Source organism: Nocardia sp. CC201C (assembly GCF_030010695.1).
GTDB lineage: Bacteria > Actinomycetota > Actinomycetes > Mycobacteriales > Mycobacteriaceae > Nocardia > Nocardia otitidiscaviarum.
In genome coordinates this window covers 1-20,044 of the sequence record NZ_JASCXP010000096.1, presented here as the reverse complement: position 1 = coordinate 20,044, position 20,044 = coordinate 1, and the positions used below count along the sequence as shown (strand labels likewise).

The following is a 20,044-nucleotide window of genomic DNA, read 5'->3' as shown; positions in this document are numbered from 1 at the left end:
CGCGCAAGTCGTCGTCGGTGAGCCCGTGCTCGCTCTGCATGGTGCGGCGGTCGCCGGAGAGGAAGGCGGCGGGGGAGATGCCGTGCTCCGGGTCGATATCGCTGTGCCACTGGTCCAGCCACGGTTGGAGTTCGAGCAGACCGGCCAGGAACGGGGTGATCTCCTCCTTGGACAGGCTGTGCTCGGCCAGATGGATGGCGATGGCCATGGCCTGCTCGCGGTGATCCCATCCGGCCCAGCCGTACAGGTCCGGGGTGGCGACGTTCGCGGCACCGTAGGAGATGAACCGCTCCTTGGGGACATCCAGCTTGCCACGCGCCTGCCAGTACGACGTGCGCAGGAAATCGGCCGAGGTGTACTTGGGCGGGACCGGGATGGAATCGCGGATCTTGCGCCGCGCGAGTTCATCCGGAGCGGCATCCTCCTGCCGTTGCAGGTCCCAGACGTGCTCCCAGTCCTTGCGCTTCTTCAGGCCGGAGGGCTTGTAGCGCAGGGCGGAGATGAAGGGGACGTGCTCGTCGGTGATCAGGTCGGCTACGACGGTGGACAGCTCGGTGCGGGGTGTATACAAGGCTGCGACGGCGACGAAATCCGCGTCGGCCGCCAACCTGTCGGTGAGGCGGGATAAGGTGAGCAGCTGCGGCTGCCCAGTGTCCGTGAACCACAGATCGCGGGATTCCATGCGGTCCAGCAGCCAGGATCGAAGGGCCTTGTCCTGTAGGGCGTCCCAGCTCTCAGTCGCCCAGCGGCGTTTATAGTCAGGGCGTTCGATCATTCCTATGGCGCGATTGGATTCGATGACAGAAATGCGTGCGTTGACGACCTCCTTGTAATCTTCATGCCAATCGGAGGGAAGATCGTTCGTCTGGACACCAGAGTGCCGGGTGAACCATTCTGGCGTCGCCTCGCCATTGGAGATTCGGCGCGAAAGAACTATCTCGAATGCTCGCTCGCCAAACTTAAGCTCGGGAACTTTGCCCTCATCGCAGCGCAGATCGTTATCGACTAGGCCGTATATCGAATAGATTTCCCAATCCAGTTCTTCCTGTAGGGCAATCATTCGAGCACGAGTCTTCTCCCAGAGCCGCTGATTCTCGCGCAGCTTCTCGATGGTTGGAATTGTGGTCGTGCACACTGTATTAGGGCTTAGTTCGGCGAGTCGCTGTGCAAGCGTATCTAGCTGGATTGCCAACTCAGTAGGGCACCGGCTTGGTAATGGGAAATCTTCGAGGTTGCTGCCGGTGAACTCGTAACGGTCGGACCAGGGAAGAACGCTGACGCGCGCTCCAGAACCGCCGACGGGATCGCCGCCTTTCGGATAGCTCACCATCTTGAGCCAGAAGCAGGCGGTGGAGCTGTTGAGCAGCCCGAGCAGCCGCAGATGCTCCTCCTCGCTCGCGCCCTCCGGCAACTTGATCACCGGCGCGGTCTGTTTGAATACCTTTCCGCCTCGATCCAGCACGAAATGGTTGTGCGTCGCCACGAACGGAAATGGGATAGATAGGGGCGACTGGTATCGCTTGGGAAAGAACATGCTGTGATCGAACCAGCGAAGGCCACGCTCTTCCGGCGTCCTTCCGAAGTCAACTCGTCGGCGGAGGAGCGTCCTATTGGGCCAGAGGTAACGTTCCTCGGAAGGTTCAATCTCGCGTTCCTTGCCCTCGCGGTCATACGGAAAATATGTCACCATAGATGGACTGATGCCATAGTCGCGGATGGCGTCACCCAGTACCACCGGAACGCATGCATCGGCGATTGAATGCGTTCGGGAAGCAGTTGATGTTAGATAGTACGCCTCATCGAGGCCGGTGTGGGTAGTGCGACCGATGGCGTCTATTTGAGCACCTAGCCGGTGTTCTGCGGAGGCATCTATCTTGTGAACCATCTCAAGGCCACCGTCCACCAATATCCACGGTTGCTTGGCGAACGTGTCCCGAGGTAAGTCGTCAACCGACACCCACTCGCTGACACTAGGTTCGTTCTGCTGAATCTGGTGTACGATTGCTCGCCAGACAAACCCATCCCACGGCTTATCCGGAGCTTTCGGTTCGCCTTGCACACTTCGCACCGTCCGTATCGTTTTACTGCGGGTTCTTCCTGACCGACGCGTGCCAATTAGAATTACTGTTGGGGTACCGTGGCCAGGGATATACGCGCCGGATGTATCGATCACTTCGGTGAGCTCCACAGTATGTGAAAAGAACTCCTCAATAAGTTTGGTGCCGAACTCCCGCTTCATGAACGAGTTGGCCGTGATCTGGCCCACCCGTCCGAATCGGCGTCCATCGGGATCGCCGAGCTTCGCAAGCTCGAAGAATCGTTGAGCAAAGGGAACGGAAAGTGCGTATGTTCCAGAGCACGCCTTGTACAGGCCCCTATAGATGTCGTTGAGGTGCTTATCTTTGACAGTGATATAGGGCGGATTTCCGACGACGACGTGGTAGCGGCCAGGTTCAAGTATTTCCGGGTAGTCGTGTACATCCTCTGTCGCATACGAGAATTCGGCCAGTGGGTCGCCGACCTCTCCGTCGAAGGTGAGTTCCAGCTGCCGCGCCTTGATGAGCGAGTCCCCGACCGCGAGCTTGATGGGCCAGTCGTACCGCGCCGCCTCGCGCAGCGTGCGGATGTTGGCGGCCGCCATGGCGGCGGTGAGGAGGCGGAAGCGGGCTATGGCGATGGCGAAGGGGTTGATGTCCACGCCGTGGACGGATTCGAGGGCGGCGCGGACTCGTTCGTGGCGGTCTCTGGTGGGCTGGTTGTCGGTCCAGAGGGTGACGAGGCGGCGGAAGGCTCCGAGGACGAAGTGGCCGGACCCACAGGTGGGGTCGATGAGTTTGATGTCCTCGTAGCCGAACTCCTTGACGGCGGGGGTCAGGGTGCGGTCGAGGATGAACTCTTCGACGAATTCGGGGGTTTGGAGGAGGGCGTAGGTCTTGCGGGCGTTCTCGGAGAGGTCTTGGTAGAGGTCGCCGAGGAAGCGGGTGTCCCAGCCGGTGATGCCGTCGGGGTCGAGGGGGTCGGTGAAGTCGTGGACGAGAGCGCCGGTCTGGTCGCGGTCGCGCCAGAATTCGATGAGTTCTCGGGCCCCGTCGTGGGAGAGGGGGATCTGGTAGAGGGGGTTGTGGGTGGGGTCGAAGAGGAGTTTGCCGGATTGGCCGGTGCCGAGTTCGGTGAAGGCGCGTTCGAGCCAGCCGCGGTAGGTGGGGTCGGGGTCGGATTCGACGTAGGCGTCGTAGCGGGCGTGGGCGAGTTCGCGGCGGTCGTCGGTGGGGCCGGTGAGGTAGGGGTCGGTGATGAGGTGGTTGTCCTCGCAGAAGCGGACGAAGACCGTGCCGAGAATCCACGCGACGGCGACCTGGGTGACGCGTTCGTCCAGCCACGAGGTTTCGGTGGCGGCGGTGCGGTTGAGCTTGCGGGCCTGCGCCCACTCCTCATGCAGGCGCGCCTTCACCTCCGGCAGGGCGCGCAGTTGCCGGTGCAGATCCGCTTCGGCCGCGCTGACCTGCTTCTTCAGGTCGGAAAGCAAGGCGGCGCGGTCGATCATGCGGAGGCTCCTGTGTCACTCGACGGGGTGGTGCGGTGGATATTGCGAATCCAGGAGTCGGGCACCTGAATCCATTCATTGAGGGCGGACTGGTAGGGCACCGCCACCGCACCCAGGTGCGGCTGGCGCATCGGGTCCGGCTGCGGGCACAACAGCCACAGGCCGCCCGCGCCGCGCCGGGCCCGCTCGGCCAGCCGGGCCAGCACGCCCATGGCGTCATAGCGGGCGAAGACGGCGGTGTCGGTGAGCAGCAGCGGGCCGTCACCGGGCAGGCGGTCGGCGATCTCCGGTTCGATGCGGCCCCACGCGGTGCGCGCGTACTCGGAGAACTTCAGTGCCGCACGCGAACCCGGCTCGGCGATATCCGCGCGCAGGATCGTCTCCCAGGTGGGTTTGCCGCCGGGCGGAATCAGCTCGTGCAGGCTCGACAGGAACAGCGCCGTCACCGACAGCGGCCGCACCCCGAAGCGCTCCCGCAACTCGCGGATGGCGTCGGGGGTGGCCGACGACGGTGCGGTGGGGACGGTCAGCACCCGGAAGCCGTCGCGGCGCACCGCACCCGCCAACAGCTCCTCCGCCCGCGCCGCCCTGGCGAAATCCGGGTCGTCGGCGTAACTGCCCGCGGCATGCGAGGACGGCGCGGTCGACCAGCGGTACACGTGCGCGGTGTAGCTGGACTCGACATCGGCGCGTTCCGGCAGATAACGCTGCACGCGATTGTCCGGATGGGTCGCCACCACCAGCGCGAAACCCGCGTCGCGCAGGGCCTTCGTCAGCTCCGGGGTGGGCTGATCGCGGTCGCTGCCCGCGATGGTCAATTCCGGGAAGCGGGCCAGGATGCGTTCGAAGACCCGCTCCGCGCGCAGGCCGGGCTGCTGGGCCAGCGGCATATTCGGGGTCAGCGTGAGCAGACCGGCCTGCGTCAGCCGCACCGCGCGCACCAGCGGCAGATCACGCGGATAGATCTCCAGTCGCGGGGTCACCGCCGCATTGCGCGACGCCGCCACCGCCACCTGCACCAGCCGCCGCTCATCCCAGCTGAGCGTGCCGCCGGGCGGGTCGACCGCGCCGAGGCTGTCCAGCACCGTCATCGCGGTGGGCAGCGTCTCCTGCGCGGCCAGGGCGTCCGCCGACTTGCCCAGGCGCAGTGCGTAATCCGCCAGCGCGGGGCCGGACGGCGTGTCCGGGCCGTCGTCCTCCCCGGCCTCCAGGGCCAGCACCACCACCGGATGCGCGCCGGTGTCGCGCTTCTGGGCGAGGTAGATCGCGCGCTCATCGGGGGTGAGCCCCTCCACCTCGGCCACCACCCGCACCGCGGCCAGTCCTAGCGCCCGGCGCTCGGCCCGCTCGCGCAGCCGGGTACCCCGGCGCGCGATCAACGCGTCGGCGAGCTCGGTGACCCCGGCGACCCGGCCGAAGCCCGCCAGCAGTTCCAACACCTGCGACCGCAGTGCCTGCACCGCCGGGTCCTTCTTCCACTGCTGCCGTTGCGTTTTCAGCAGCTGCGCCACCCGGCCCGTGGTCAGGCCGAGCGTCGCCGCGACCTGCGTTTGCGTAGGCCACACATCCAGGTCGGGCAGGTCGCCGTCGCCGGGGATGCGCAGCAGTCGCGCCACCGCGTCCACCTTGCTGGCATTCGACCCGTTGTTGTTGCGTTCCGGGACGAACCGCGCGGCGAGCGCGTCCAGGCTCAAGGTGCGGAGCAGGTCGTCGCTGAGATCGGCCTCCGCGGCGTCGATCTCGGCGCGCGCGTCCTGGCGGCCCTCCGGGGTGAGCGGAGCCGGTTCCGCCTTGCCGAGGCGGCGGCCCCACTCCCGCAGCCGCTCCTGGATCTCGCGGCGCGCCCGCGCCCCCAGACCCGGTGCGTTGATGAGCTTCCCGCGCCCGTAATCCAACAGTTCGCCGACGGTGTTGACGCCCAACCCGTACAGGAACTGCTCGGTAGCGGCCGTCAGGCCAGCCTGGGACAGGTGGGTGTCGCGGGTCGCCTCCTCGGCGATGCGCCACCGCTGCTCCTCCGGCGAGTCCGCGTCCACGTCGGCGGGTTGCTCCGGATGCGTGCTCAGCGGACGCGACGGCACCGACCGTGTCATATCCAGGAAGATCTTGCGCCACGCGTCACGCATCGGCTTCAGGTCCGAGAACCGTTGTGCCACATCACGATGCAGCGCCTTGCGGAAGAACGCCACCAGGCCGTCGCGCACCGACGGATCGAAGGCGTCGGCGGCGATCTCCGGATAGGGGAACTCCTCGGCCTTCAGCTGGCGTGGCAGCACGCTGCCGTCACCCCAGCGCGGCAGCTCGCCCGAGGCCATCTCGTGCAGCGTCACCGCGAGGGCGTACCGTTCGGCGTGCGCGTCGTACACCGAACGCACCAGGGTGCCGATGAACGGATCGAGATAGCCGTCGGTCCCGGCGTCGGTGCGCTGCACCGGATAGCCCGCCAGCGAGAAGTCGATCAGCACCAGCTCGCGAGTGCGGTTGGGGCGCACCCGAATCGCGATATTGTCCGGCTTGAGGTCCCGGTGCCAGACGCCTTCGCCCTCGAGGAAGTCGATCGCGCCGAACAGGTAGTCACTGTAGGTCTCCAGACGGCCCACCTGCAGGCGGCCGTTGTCGCGCAGCTCGCGGGCGACGGTCTCCTCGGTGCGGTGTCCCACACCGGATTCCAAGCCCTGCTCGTCGCCTACGTACTCCAGCACCAGGGTGGTGCGGCCGCCCAGCGTGGTCACGCCCGGCTCGACCAGTTTGATCACGCCGGAATGCTGGCGCAGGTTGCGCAGCACGTCGGCCTCGCGGAGCAGCACCTCACCGCGCTCCTCGGACAGCGAAACCTTCAGCACGACATACTTCTTCGCGCCGCGCTGGGCCTGCTCGGCCTGCAGGTCACGCACCAGCAGCGCTCGACTGGTCGAGCCGGTGCCGAGACGGCGGCGCACCAGCCAGCGCCCGGCCAGCACATCCTCGGGAACCGCGTCCAGCGGGTCCTTGTCGGCCTCCTCCGGAGGCCCTTCATCGGGGGTAGTGAGCGCCTCCTCGATATCCTCGAGCAGCTCCAAGAACTCGTCCATCGAGGTGAGCCGCCGGGTGGGCTGGTAGTCGGTGGCCGCCGCCACCAGCAGGTCCACGTCCGAGGGCAGATTGCGATTCGAGGGCCGCTTGTCACTCGAGGGCAGATTGTCGACCAGGGCGCTCGGCCGCAGCTCCGCACCGGATTCGAAGCGCGCCAGCAGCTCCGCCTGCGAGCTGGCCGGGGCCTTGCCCGTCACCAGCAGGTAGGTGAGCATCCCCAATCCGTAGACGTCCATGGCAATCGGATCGGGGGAGGTCGCCGCCAGCTCCGGGGCCAGGTAGACATCCGAGCCGCTGGACAGATGCCGCTGCGACAACGCGGTCGGAGCGTGCCGGGTCACGGTCAAGGCGGTGCCCGCCGACCGCTGCGTCGCCACCTGCCAGTCCGAGATCTGCAACCGCGGCTTGCGCCACCGCTCGGCCTCGCTGTCGCCTCGGCGCGGAATCACGTGGATGGAGCGGGCCGCCAGCGCACGATGGAACAGCCGCGTCGAATGCGCCGACTTCAAGGTCTCCGCCAGCTGCCGGACCAGCTCGATGCGGTCACCGATATCGAGCAACTCGCCGTGCTCGGCGAGATAGTCGTCCAGATGCAGGGTGTCCGGGTGATACCGGAAGATCAGCGCCGGACCCGCCGAATGGCCCGACGGGTCGAAATGTTCGAGCTGCACCGCGCCCGGATGCCGGAACCGGCGCAGCACCGCGGCCTCGCGGCGCGCCGCCGCGTCCACCGACGAGCGGATCTCCTCATCCGCGCCCCGCTCGCGCAGATAGATCCGGACCCGCGCCGGTTCGCGCAGCTCGGCGTGCTCGGCCAGATAGTCCTGCCAGGTCGGGCCGGCGTCGAAGGGCCTGCGTTCCAGATGGTACGGCCCCACCGAGAACTCGGCGTCACTGCGCCGGATGCCCACCTGCTCCAGGGCGGTCTTGATCGCCTTCGCCCGCTGCGCGTCGATGGTGTGCCGGATATCGCGCACCGGGGCGTTGAGACGCTTCACCAGTTCGGAGACCGTATGCGTTCCCGCCCGCTCGCCGGTGGGCAGCTCGAACCTGAGCCCCGGATTCGTCAGGCACACGGCCCCGCTCATGAACACCCGTGCGCCCTTGTCGGCGACCAGCCCCGCGAGTTCCTTGCTCTTCTGGTTCACCAGATGCAGCGGACTGTGGTGAAAACGCCGCCCACCCCGGGCCAGCTGCTGCACCCACGTGCCGTTCTCCCACGTGAGCCTGCCGTTCCAATGCTTCAGCTCGATCATGTACACCCCATTCGGGGCGATCACCAGCAGATCGACCTCACGCACGTGCCCGGTCTTCGCGGTGAAGGTGAAGTTCGACCACGCGTACCACGGATCGACATTCGGCAGCAGCGTACGGATCGCTTCCAGCCCCTGCCGCTCATGTTCGAAACTCGACTCGGTGACGGTCGTCCACCGGCCCTTGTCCATGCGTGCACAATCCCGTTCTCGTCGCCGTGCCCGTCGGTCCGCCGTCTGTGGCGGTGGACCGTTCTATGCCCCACACCTGCACCGACGCCGATCGTAAGGGGCGTACCCCGACACCCGGGCGGCCGCCGTGCGCTGCCGCAACAGTATCGTGTCGAACGTAGCGGGCGTGGAATCGTCCCCGGACGATTCCTGCCGCGCACTCCTCATGAGCCGTATCTGTCCCACCTGACATCCAAGGCGTTTCGCGCGAGCCATTGCTCGGTAGGCACCACGGTGAACATCTCCGGTTGATCGCAGTAGCCCGCGAGTTCCTGGAAGTTGCGGTGCCCCGACCAGTTCCGGTGGTCGCCGATCACGACCAATCGCCGTTTGGCGCGGGTTACGGCCACATTCAGCAGGTTCGGCTTCTTCGCCGCCCACGCTCTCGAACCGTCCTGATCGTTGGCGGTGCCCAAGACGAGGATGACGACCTCGGCTTCCTTGCCCTGGGTGGTGTGTACGGTGCCGACCGGCTGGGGGTATGGCAGGCGGTTTCCGATCAATCCAGCGGTCCTGCTCGCAACCACTCGGAATGGACTCACGACGAACACCGCCGCGGCGACGCGGCGATTGAGTTCGGCGGTCATCTTCGTTTCCGAGGCGGTCCACTCCGGCGGCTCGCCGTCGACCTCGGCGAGTTCTCGCTCCATCCGCTCACGCACGCGATCGCGCACACGGTTCAAGGTCGCGATGACGTAGCGTCCGTCCTCCGGGTTCCACTTGTCACCCGATCCGTGCGCGTGCACGTCGATCCAGACGTTCCGCTCCAACAGATCCGGCTGCTTGGGTCCCGCCGTGCCGTACACCATCATGCCGTCATAGGCGATGGCATTGCTGACCTCGAACATGAGCCGATCGCAGCGCCGGTGCACCCGCAGCGGGGAGCCCACCCAGACCCGATCCACGGTGTCCTGCTCGGACAACCAGGTGCCGTAGGTACTCACCCGGTCCGCGATTCCCTGCACGGAGGTGACCTGTGGTGCCCAGCGCTTGGTCAGGCCGAACTTCGCGTAGAGCCGTTGCTGCCCCTGCCAGGGCAAGGTGACGACCGGCTCCAGCTGTAGCGGATCACCCACGACGACCGCACGTCGGGTGCGCCACAGTGCCCCCACGGCGGCTTGGGGCGTCGCCTGTCCAGCCTCGTCGATGAACAACCAGCCCAGGGCTTCTCGTCCCAGACCGTTGAACATGGTCGGCAGTGAGGCGAATGTGGTGGACACGACCGGCATGACGAAGAACAGCATCTGCCATGCCGCGAGTGCCTGCTGTTCCGAGAGGTTCGGGGGCACATCGCCGTTCACGACATCGATCACCGCGCGCAGGTTCGTCCACGCCAGCTTGGGCTCGGCTGTCAGCACCGCTCGGTGCAGCTCGAGAGCGGCGAGGAAGACCCGGGAACGGGCGGCGGCGAACTCCTCGTCCATCCACGGCGACGACTTCTCGCGGCGCTCCATCGCGGCACGCTCGGCAGCTGCGTCGCGGCCACTGCCGAGTGGAGCCCATTCCTCGCCGGGGACTCGGCCCGGCCAGCGTTCGCGTGCGGCGCGGAGCAGGTTTGCTTCGTGCCGCACCTCCGATTCCCGCAGTCGTGCGGACCACTCCGTGGCCTGGGCGTCGCTCTGGGCCTGTGCGAGCTGTCGATCGCACTGCTCCAGGCGTTGCTGTCGGCTCGAGAGGTGAGCGGAGACGCCGCTGAAGTAGCGCTGGGTTTCGTGCCATTCGGCTTCGCGCGCCGCACACTGCTCGTCGGCCGCGGTCGCGGCGTCGCGTGCACGGGCCACCGCGTCGTAGAAGGGGCCGCCGATCTGCCTCCATTCGGTTCGCGCATTGCCCAAAGAGAACAGATTTTTCACCCATCCGGGGCGAGATCCCGCGTGCGCGTACAGTTTTCGTTCCGCTTCTTCTACCACGGCAAGCGTTTGTCGCGCGGCCATGTCCGCGGTGTCCACCGCGCGGCGGGCTCGGAGTACCGACTGCTCTGCTCGATGGGCCGCGGACCGGGATTCCTCGACCGCGTGGGCGAGTTCGGTGCGCAGATCCTGCAACCTGCTGATTCGGCTCTGGTGAGTCATCGCCTTGTGGCGCAGCTCGGCCAGGATGGGATCCTCGGTCGCGACGGCCTCCGCTATGAGCGCGATGCGCTGGCGTTCCTCGGCGAGGCGATGCACGGTCTCGACCGCATCTCGAAAGCTCGCGACGGCCTTGTCGAATACGTCGGGATCAGGTGTGCCAGCGTCGGCGAGGGGCTTAAGAATTTTATGCAGCCCGACGAGGTCAGGTTCCCCGTCCCTTCGTGTGGCGCCGCCCTCACGATTCCCCCACCAGACCCGTTTGACGAACTCGGCGCGATTGGTGCGGTTGCCCAGCCTCGCGGCCACCGCACCCCAACATGGTTCCCCGGCCTGCAATGTGGCCGGTCCAGGAAGATAAGCGGCGTCGGGGAAACTCTTTCGGTCGATGGCTTCGACCGAGGGGACTTCCATGCTGATGTTCTCCACGGCACCGTTGTTGGATGATGCGACCACTATTTCGAAACCGGTCAACTCCGGGATGAGCGGGACGACCTTCCGTGTCCATGCTTCGTCGGGACTGGTCCATTGCAACGTCGCCGCATCTGGTTGGAAGGCCGCGCGGGCGTTCGGCAGCTCCGCCAGCAGCAGTGCTCGCTGCACTACCACCGCGGCGATGAGATCACGCAGCATCGTCGTCTTGCCCGTGCCAGGCGGGCCGTTGACCGCGTAGATGCCGCGGTCTTCGGGACCGCCGAGTTCAGCGACGATCCGGTTGACAGCGAACTGCTGGCTCAGCGTCAACGGGTGTTCCGGCTCGGCGGGCCACCGTCCCAGCGGTATCATGGTCGGCGTCAGGGACCTCAACATTTCCTGTGGTCGTTGCCGCAGGTCGATCCGTTCCCGATCGTCGATGGACTGCTCGGACCGCAGATATTCCGTCAGGGCGGCCCCGATATCGCCGTCGAGAATAGCGTCGGACACCCTGTCCAAATCCTTGGCGTAAAAACTGTTGATAATGTCGTCACCGGATACGTCGTCGGCGTGCCGGATTGGAACCGGTGAGGATTTCACCCAGATCTCGGTCGGTTCGAGTATGTCGTCGACACCGAGATCCTCGGCCACCCAGCGGGTGATAGCCGCGAGATCCTCGACGGCCAGGACCTTGGTGCCCAGATTCTTGGGCACCGCATCGGACTCGGTGGGCCCCGAACCGTCGCCATTTCCACCGTCGCCACTATCGCCGTCGCGGTCCTTGAACCTGGCCTCGAGCGATTGCGACGCGTCCTCGGCCAGCGAGTCCGCTACCTTCTCGGCGACCGTGCCGGCCACCGACCCGAAACGCGACTCGACCGCGGAGCCGACCAGGCCCGCCACCGAGGCCAGACCTCCGGTCGCCACGTCGATAGCAACCCGTGCGCTGACACCGGCGATGGCGCGCAGCGCACGTCTGCCGCCGGATTCCACCTCTCCGGCCGGGTCGATCCGGACCCGGCCGTCACCGATCTCGAAGAGAACGGCCCGTGTCCTCTCATTGTGGTCTTCGAAACCTTCGAGCCACTCCTTGCTTCCAGGACCCGGGGGGCGGACCGTTCGGCCCAAAGCCCAAGCGCAGGACGAGATCGTCGCGCTCTCCTTGTACAGTCGTCCGGTCTCGTCCAGAGTCAGACTCAACAATGCGCTGTGACCGCGGATACGTCCGTCGGTATCGGGTTCGGCCTCGGGCGCGGGGAGCGCGCTGTGCAGCACGTCTCGAATCTTCTCGACATCGAAGATGCCCGCGTACACCGTGTAGCGCCACACGTATCCTTCACGAAGCCGCTTCGGAGGTCGTTCCCACGGAAGATCTTTGCCCTTGTGGATCTTCTCGGTGCCTTTGTCGTCCTCGCTACCCTTGGACTGCTTCGGTGAGTCAACGGTCTGTGGGCTGAAGTACTCCACCGCGCGCCAGAACTGAACAATGCTCGCCTGTCTCCGAGCTTCCGCTGTCGCCATCCCCGAACCTCACCCAACAATTGACACGCTGTTTCGAATACGCCACCGCGACGCAGCGGACGGTCGGATGATCTCGCGGAATCGGGTTCAATCCCCGGTCGTATGCACCCGACACCCCGTGGCCTTGGGCGAATCGACAGTATCAATGTGAAATGCGAGATTCCTTGCGGTAACGATGAACTGGCACAACATGTCATAGGCGAGACGAGTCCTGTGGCTCGGCCGACGGGAATTCGGCAGCGGCGTGACTGCGTCCCAGCGGTTTGACGTCAGCGCCGGAAGGCGGGCCGACGTCTACGGTGTGTTCTCGGTGCCGGGACTGAGCTACCCTCGCGGTCGATGGCGCACGACAGAAAGTCCCCGATGCCCACAGCACTCCTCGGCCGCTGGCGGATCGTCGAGATGGACAACTGGGATCTCGACGCGATCGAACTCGTCGGTCCCGGATACGTCGAGTTCCGCCGGGACGGTACCGGTGAGTTCTCCTTCATCTGTGTGACCGGTGAGCTGGACTGCCGCCCCGAGCGCCATAACGGCCGCGACGGTGTCGGATTCAGTTGGGAAGGGTTGGACGAGGGTGATCCGGTGAGCGGGCGCGGGTGGGCGGTGCCGAGCGTGGACGGTGGGGTGGATGGGTATCTGGCCTTTCATCTCGGTGACGAATCCGGTTTCCGCGCAGTACCGTTCGAGGACAGCGCGACCGAGGGTAGGGGATGAGCGAGTACCAGTACTACGAATTCGTCGCCATCGATCGACCGCTCGACGAGCGGCAGTTCGCGGAGGTACGGGCGCTGTCCACCCGTGCGCGGATCACGGCGACACGCTTCGTCAACGAGTACCACTGGGGTGACCTGAAGGCCGATCCCCGGCAGTTGGTCGAGCAGTATTTCGACGCGCACCTGTACGTAACCGATTGGGGCACACACCGATTCCTGTTCAAGGTGCCGCGTGCGCTGCTGGATGCGGAAGCGGTCGAGCCGTATCTGCTCGACGAGTGCGTGAGTGCCTGGATCGCTGGCGAGAGTCTCGTTATCGACCTGACCAGCGACGGCTACGAAGGCGATTGGGAGGAAGGGGCGGAGGATTCGCTGTCGGTGCTGGTCGGCGTGCGTGCGGAGTTGGCCGCCGGGGATCTGCGTGCGCTCTATCTGGCCTGGCTGGCGGGCTACGGGACGTGGGAGTGGGACGAGGACGCGTTCGGCCGTGAGCACGATGACGAACTCGAGCCGCCGGTGCCCTCGGGGCTGCGGTCCCTCACCGCACCGCAGCGTGGGCTCGCGGACTTCTTGCGACTCGATCCGGATCTGCTGGAGGTCGCGGCGGAAGCGGGTCCGGATCTCGCGGCTGCCGCCGAGGAGCCGGAGGAGCTGGCCGCCTGGATCGCCGGGCTACCGCCCGCCGAGAAGGACGAACTCCTGCTGCGGGTAGCTCGCGATGACGCCGCGCTCGTGCACCTGGAACTGCTGCACCGATTCCGCGCCGTGACGCCACGGCCGCGAACGGTCGGGGAACGGACGGTCGCCGATCTGCTCGACGGGGCGGCGCGACGGCGTGCTGTCCGGGAACGGGCCGAGGCCGAAGCGGAAGAGCGGGAGCACGCCCGCGTGGCGGCTCGGGCCGCCCGTGACCGTGAGCGGCGGTTGGAACGGCTCGCCGCCGAGGGCGAGGCGGTATGGACGCGGGTGGAGGCGCTGGTCACTACCGCCAAGCCGCGTGACTATGATGCGGCCGCCGCGCTGCTCTCCGATCTCAAAGCGCTCGCTGACCGTGACGAACTCATGGACCGGTTCGATATCCGCGTCGCGGACCTGCGTACCCGATACGCGAACCGGCCCGCCCTGCTTCGACGTCTCGCGACGGTGTGAGGGACTTGCCGGGGGTTCGGCGGCCCGATCGGTGCTTGCCCGGGATGTCGGCTTCCCGCGTGGGCCGGATCGCCGATCTGTCATAGCGCCCGCCTACGATGCGATGGCATCACCGGGTACTGACGAGGACACATTCGCCATGCACTACGAGCAGCTCGACGCCCTGCGTCGGCAGCATCCCGCGTGGCGACTGCTGCGAGCCGACAACGCGCCGCTGGTGTTGTCGCTCCTGGGCAAGGTGTTCGTGGAGGAGAACATTCGCGCCATCTCCGCCTCGGAGCTCGAGAGCAGACTCGATGACGAGTTGTACGCGCTCAATCAGCGGTTGGGCGAGGGTGCCTTCCCGAAGTCGCCGAAGACCTATCTCAACGATTGGGCCGCACCGGAATCGGGGTGGCTGCGCAAGTACTACCCGGCCGATTCCGACGAGGTGCACTTCGATGCGACACCGGCGGTGGAGAAGGCGCTCGGGTGGGCGAAGGCGTTGCGGGAGCGGTCGTTCGTCGGGACCGAGTCGCGACTGAATACCGTGTTCGAGCTGTTGCGGCAGATGGCGTTCGGGGCGGAGGGGGACCCGCGGGTCCGGTTGGCGGAGTTGCGGCGGCGGCGCGACGCGATCGACGCGGAGATCGAGGCGGTGGCTCAGGGACGGTTCGCACTGCTGGAGCCCGCCGCTCAGCGCGACCGGTATCAGCAGTTCGCCGCGACCGCACGGGAGTTGCTGGCCGATTTTCGGGAGGTCGAGGCGAATTTCCGGCAGCTCGATCGGGAGCTGCGGGAGCAGATCGCCACCTGGTCGGGTGCGAAGGGGGAGCTGCTCGATGATCTGCTCGGCAACCGCCATTCGATCGCGGAATCCGATCAGGGGCGCAGCTTCCAGGCGTTCTACGACTTCCTGCTCTCCCACGACAGGCAGACCGAATTCACCGAACTGCTCGCGAAGGTGCAGGAACTCGATGCCGTGGAACCGGATCCGCGGCTGCGGCGCATCCACCACGACTGGCTGGCCGCCGGGAGCCGCACCCAGGCCACTGTCCGGATGCTGTCCGAGCAGCTGCGTCGATTCCTCGATGACCAGGTCTGGCTGGAGAACCGGCGGGTCATGGACATCCTGCGGGGCATCGAGGCGAATGCGCTGCGCCTCAGGGAGATTCGGGAGCCCGATGTCGTGATGGGTCTCGATGCGACCGCACCGGAGGTGGTGCTGCCGATGGAACGGCCGCTGTATCGACCGGTGGACAAGGCACCGCTGGACAGTGCGGGCATCGCCGACGCCGCCGAGGATGTGGACGCGGACCTGTTGTTCCAGCAGGTGTTCGTCGATCCGGCGCGGCTGGTCGACGGCGTGCGCTCGGCGCTGCGGGGGCGCGGCCAGATCGGTTTGGCGGCCCTGCTCGAGCAGCGGCCGTTGGAACAGGGGCTGGCCGAGTTGGTCACCTACCTGTCACTGAGCGATCCGGGTTTCGAGGTCGTCTTCGATGACGGGCAGCACGAGCAGGTGCGGTGGTGCGACACCGATGGCGTGGAGCGCAGCGCCCGGATTCCGCGCGTGATCTTCACGCGCGCCGCCGCGCCGGAGGAACCGCGATGACCACACCGACCGCCGAACACGAACTGTCCGTGGTCGTCACCCAATTGATGAAGGGCGTGCTCTACCAGGACACCCATGAGCGGCAGTGGCGGCAGTTGCTGGCGCTCCAGGCGCAGGTGCGCGACTATGTGCGGGTCATCGGGCTCACCGTGTTCATCGACGAATCGGAGGGCTACGCCTTCCTGCGCTCTCGGCCCGAACTCGAGGAGGACGACGGACCGGCGATTCCGCGTCTCATGCCCCGGCGCGCGCTCTCGTTCCCGGTGAGCCTGCTGCTGGCGCTGCTGCGGAAGAAGCTGGCCGAGAACGACGCCAAGGACGCCGACGCCCGGCTCATCCTCACCCGCGACCAGATCGTCGAGACGGTGCGCACCTTCCAGCCGGAGAGCAGCAACGAAGCCCGTCTCGTGGAACAGATCGACACACAGATCAACAAGGTGATCGAGCTCGGTTTCCTGCGTCGGCTCAAATCCTCCGCCGCTGCCGATACCTTCGAGGTGCGGCGCGTGCTCAAGGCGTTCGTCGACGCGCAATGGCTGGCCGACTTCGATCGCAGACTGGCCGAGTACGCGGCCACACTGGGTGGGGAGGACAGGTGACCGACGAGGACCGGCCCGGATATCGGCTCGACCGCCTCGAGCTGTACAACTGGGGCACCTTCGACCAGCGAGTGTGGCGCTACGAGCAGCATGGTCGCAACGGTCTGCTCACCGGCGACATCGGATCGGGCAAGTCCACGGTGGTGGATGCCATCACCACGCTGCTATTGCCCGCGCACCGGATCTCGTACAACAAAGCGGCGGGCGCGGAGACCCGGGAGCGTGATCTGCGCTCCTATGTACTAGGGCATTACAAGTCCGAGCGCAATGAAGCCCTCGGGACCAGCCGACCGGTGGGATTGCGGGACCGCACCTCCTTCTCGGTGATCCTCGGTGTCTTCGCCAACCACGGATTCGATGCGACGGTCAGCCTGGCGCAGGTGTTCTGGTTCAAGGACCAAGCCGGGGCCGGGCAGCCGGACCGGTTCTTCGTCACCGCCGACCGCGCGCTGAGCATCGCCGGTGACTTCGGCGACTTCGGCGGCGACATCGCGGCGTTGAAGCGGCGGCTACGCAAGGCCGGTGCCACGATCCGCGACGCATTCCCGGACTACGGCAAGGACTTTCGACGGCTGCTCGGCATCGAGTCCGAGCAGGCGATGGAGCTGTTCCATCAGACGGTGTCCATGAAATCGGTGGGCAACCTGAACGATTTCGTGCGCAACCACATGCTGGAACCCTTCGCGGCCGACGCCGCGATCAAGGGTCTCGTGGATCATTTCGAGGATCTGACCAGGGCGCACGACGCCGTGGTGCGGGCCCGCGACCAATTGGCGCTGCTCGATCCGCTGCTGACCGACTGCGACGAATACGGTCGCAGAGGTGCCGAGATCGAGGCGGTGCGCTCGCGGCGCGACGCCCTGCCCTACTACTTCGCCGATCGCAAGCACGGCCTGCTCACGGTGCAGATCGACGCATGGCGGGAGGAAGCCGATGCGCTCGGTGCGGACCTGGACAGCGCGAAAGACAAGGTCGAACGCCTGCGCAAGGAACAGAGGCGGCTCGAGCTGAAGCGGGCCGGGCACGGTGGCGACCGGATTGCCGAGATCGGTCGTGAGATCGACGAGTGCGCCCGAGTCCGCGACGAAAGACAGTACCGTGCACAGCGATTCGCGGAGCTGCTCGGGGACATCGGTCTGCGGCCGGCGGAAACGGCCGAACAGTTCGGCGAGCGACTGCGCGAGGTGCGCCGACGAGCGGCGACGCTGGACGACGAGAAGACAGTGCAGCAGAACATTCTCACCGAGGTGGCGGTGCGGCTGCGCGACGCCGACAACGATGCCCGCGATATCAACACCGAACTGCGCAGCCTGCGAGAGCGGCCGAGCAATATTCCCGCGCGGCAGCTGGAGCTGCGGCGACGCCTGTGCACCGAACTGCGCATCGACGAGGCCGACCTGCCCTACGCGGGCGAACTCATCAAGGTGCGCGACGACGAACGCGACTGGGAGGGAGCCGCGGAGCGGCTGCTGCACGGATTCGGTCTCGCCCTGCTGGTGTCGGGCGAACACTATGCGGCGGTGTCGGATTGGATCGACGGCCACCATCTGGGCGGGCGGCTCGTCTACTTCAGGGTGCCCGGAGCCACCGTGGAGCGCCTGCCCGAGATCGGCGACCGCGCGCTGTATTCCAAGCTGGAGATCAAGGATTCGCCGTTCGCGGACTGGCTGGATCGCGAGCTGCGCCATCGCGCCGACTACGAGTGCGTCGACACCATGGCGGAGTTCCGCCGCGCCCGCACCGCCATCACCCGGGCGGGCCAGATCAAAGGCGGGCGTGGACGGCACGAGAAGGACGATCGCCATCGTATCGACGATCGGCGGCACTACGTGCTCGGCTGGAGCAATGCCAGCAAGATCGAGACACTGCTGGCCGAAGCCGAACGGCTCACCCGGGTGCTCGCGGAGCTGAACGCGACGCGGAGCACCGCGAAAGGCGCACTCACCGAACTGGACAGGTTCGCGGGCACCGCGTCCAAGCTGGTCGAGTTTCGTGGCTACTCCGACATCGATTGGCGGGCGATGGTGGGGCGGATCGCCGATCTCGACGCCGAGCGCCATCGCATCGAGAGTTCCTCGGATGCCCTGCGGGAGATCGCGACACAGCTCGAGGACGTCGGGAAACGACTGAAGGTCGCCGATGGCGATGTCACGCGGATCAGCACCGGGTTGGGGGCGATCGACCGTGACATATCGGTTGCCGAGACCACCCGCACCGATCTCGGGCAGCTGCTGACCCACCCGGACTACGAGGTGGCCCGGACGCAGTTTCCCGAGCTGGAGCGAGCGGCGAAACGGCATGCGACCGACACCGTGCCGGCCTGCGATCTCGCACAGGCCCGGCTCACCGCCGAGTTCACCACGCGCGCCGAGAACCTGTCGAAGGAGCAGCGCGCCGCGGGCAACCGGGCGATCACGAAAATGGCCGGATTCCGTGCGAAATACCCACTCGAAACCGAGGAACTCGACGACAGTCTCGAATCGGCGGACGGCTACCGGCAGCTGCACCGCCGTTTGGCGGACGACGATCTGCCGCGCTTCGAGGCCGACTTCAAAACCTATCTGAACACCAATACGATTCGCGATATCGCGGGCTTTCACGCACAGCTCGGCAATCAGGTGGAACTCATCCGGGAACGCGTCGAGACCATCAACAAGTCCCTGTCCGGCATCCCCTACAACCCGGGTCGTTACATTCGGCTGGAGTTGCAGCCGACATCGAATGTGGAGATCCGGGATTTCCGCACCCAGCTGCGTGAATGCACGAGCGGCGCGGTCGACGACGGTGGCGACCAGTACTCGGAACAGAAGTTCCTCCAGGTGAAGTCGATCATCGAACGGTTCCGGGGCCGGGAGGGACAGACCGAGGTGGACAAGTCCTGGACCCGGCGCGTCACCGATGTGCGCAACTGGTTCGTCTTCTCCGCGTCCGAGCGCTGGCTCGAGGACGACACCGAACACGAGAACTACACCGACTCCGGCGGCAAATCGGGCGGGCAGAAGGAGAAACTCGCCTACACCATCCTCGCGGCGTCCCTGGCGTATCAGTTCAAACTCGACTGGGATGCGGTGCAGTCCACGACCTTCCGGTTCGTCGTGATCGACGAGGCCTTCGGCCGTGGTTCGGACGAGTCCACGCGGTTCGCGCTGGGCCTGTTCCGTCGTCTCGGGCTGCAACTGCTGATCGTCACGCCGTTGCAGAAGATCCACGTCATCGAGCCCTTCGTCTCGTCGGTGGGATTCGTCGACAACAAGACCGGCGCCTACTCGCGCATGCAGACCTTGACGATCGAGGAGTACCGGCAGCGGCAACTCGCCCACGTGCTGGCCTCCGGGGACGCCGTGGAGGGACAGTGACCGGCTGGACCACCCGCGCGGATGTGACGCGAAAGCTGCGGCGGCGCTGGGACTCCGGTGAACTCCTGGCGGCGTACGCCACGGGGGAGGCGCTGCTGCCGATCGAGGTATCCCTGCGCAGACCCGGCCCGCGAGATATCGCCACCGACCTGGCCGCCGTGCGGGAATGGGCGAACCCGTGGCGTGTCGGCAACGGACTGCGGGTGGAATACCAGGCGGTGGGCGGCAGGATCGTCGGGTCCAACGAACTGCCGCGACGGGTCTGGATCGACGAGTGGCCCCAGCTGTGGGCATTGCTCGGCGTCGGTGGCGCGGTACGCCAATTCCTCGACCTCCTCGACCACACCCGCGCCGCCGCGCCCGCACTGACCGACTGGATGCTCGGCAAGCCACACGACGTGCTCACCCTGGCCGACGACTGGGTGAAGATCGTGGACACGGTGCGGTGGATCGACGCCCACGCCGCCTCCGGAATCTATCTGCGTCAGGTCGACGTCCCCGGTGTCGACACCAAGTTCATCGAACGCCA

Annotated in this window: 9 protein-coding genes; 6 read left to right on the top strand and 3 right to left on the bottom strand. The window is 66.3% G+C overall.

Annotation, left to right across the window (positions count from 1 at the left end; genetic code table 11):
• The 3 genes from pglX to QK444_RS13025 form a co-directional block, all read right to left on the bottom strand.
• Positions 1-3,544 (bottom strand): BREX-2 system adenine-specific DNA-methyltransferase PglX (gene pglX, locus QK444_RS13035; RefSeq protein ID WP_282780095.1); only part of this gene is annotated, 3,544 nt, incomplete at its 3' end.
• Positions 3,541-8,061, bottom strand: a complete 4,521-nt coding sequence (pglW, locus tag QK444_RS13030; protein ID WP_282780093.1) for a BREX system serine/threonine kinase PglW — start codon at positions 8,059-8,061, stop codon at positions 3,541-3,543. The genes pglX and pglW, both read right to left, overlap by 4 nt.
• A 203-nt stretch (positions 8,062-8,264) precedes the next feature.
• Positions 8,265-12,104: an ATP-binding protein gene (locus tag QK444_RS13025; RefSeq protein ID WP_282780091.1), complete on the bottom strand. Its 3,840-nt coding sequence runs from the start codon at positions 12,102-12,104 to the stop codon at positions 8,265-8,267.
• A gap of 363 nt (positions 12,105-12,467) precedes the next feature.
• On the opposite strand from QK444_RS13025, the gene QK444_RS13020 reads away from it, so the two are divergent.
• The 6 genes from QK444_RS13020 to QK444_RS12995 all read left to right on the top strand — a co-directional run.
• The gene (locus tag QK444_RS13020; RefSeq protein ID WP_282780089.1) at positions 12,468-12,821 is read left to right on the top strand and encodes a hypothetical protein; all 354 of its coding nucleotides are present in this window, start codon (positions 12,468-12,470) and stop codon (positions 12,819-12,821) included.
• Positions 12,818-13,969, top strand: a complete 1,152-nt coding sequence (locus QK444_RS13015; protein ID WP_282780087.1) for a hypothetical protein — start codon at positions 12,818-12,820, stop codon at positions 13,967-13,969. The genes QK444_RS13020 and QK444_RS13015 overlap by 4 nt, the downstream gene beginning before the upstream one ends.
• Positions 13,970-14,108: 139 nt before the next feature.
• On the top strand, positions 14,109-15,560 hold the full coding sequence (locus QK444_RS13010; RefSeq protein ID WP_282780085.1) for a DUF3375 domain-containing protein: 1,452 nt from the start codon (positions 14,109-14,111) through the stop codon (positions 15,558-15,560).
• A complete protein-coding gene (locus QK444_RS13005) occupies positions 15,557-16,159 on the top strand; it encodes a DUF4194 domain-containing protein (protein ID WP_282780083.1) in 603 nt (200 codons plus the stop codon). The genes QK444_RS13010 and QK444_RS13005 overlap by 4 nt, the downstream gene beginning before the upstream one ends.
• On the top strand, positions 16,156-19,515 hold the full coding sequence (locus QK444_RS13000; protein WP_282780082.1) for an ATP-binding protein: 3,360 nt from the start codon (positions 16,156-16,158) through the stop codon (positions 19,513-19,515). The genes QK444_RS13005 and QK444_RS13000 overlap by 4 nt, the downstream gene beginning before the upstream one ends.
• On the top strand, positions 19,512-20,044 hold a 533-nt coding region (locus QK444_RS12995), incomplete at its 3' end, for a DUF3322 domain-containing protein (protein WP_282780080.1). The genes QK444_RS13000 and QK444_RS12995, both read left to right, overlap by 4 nt.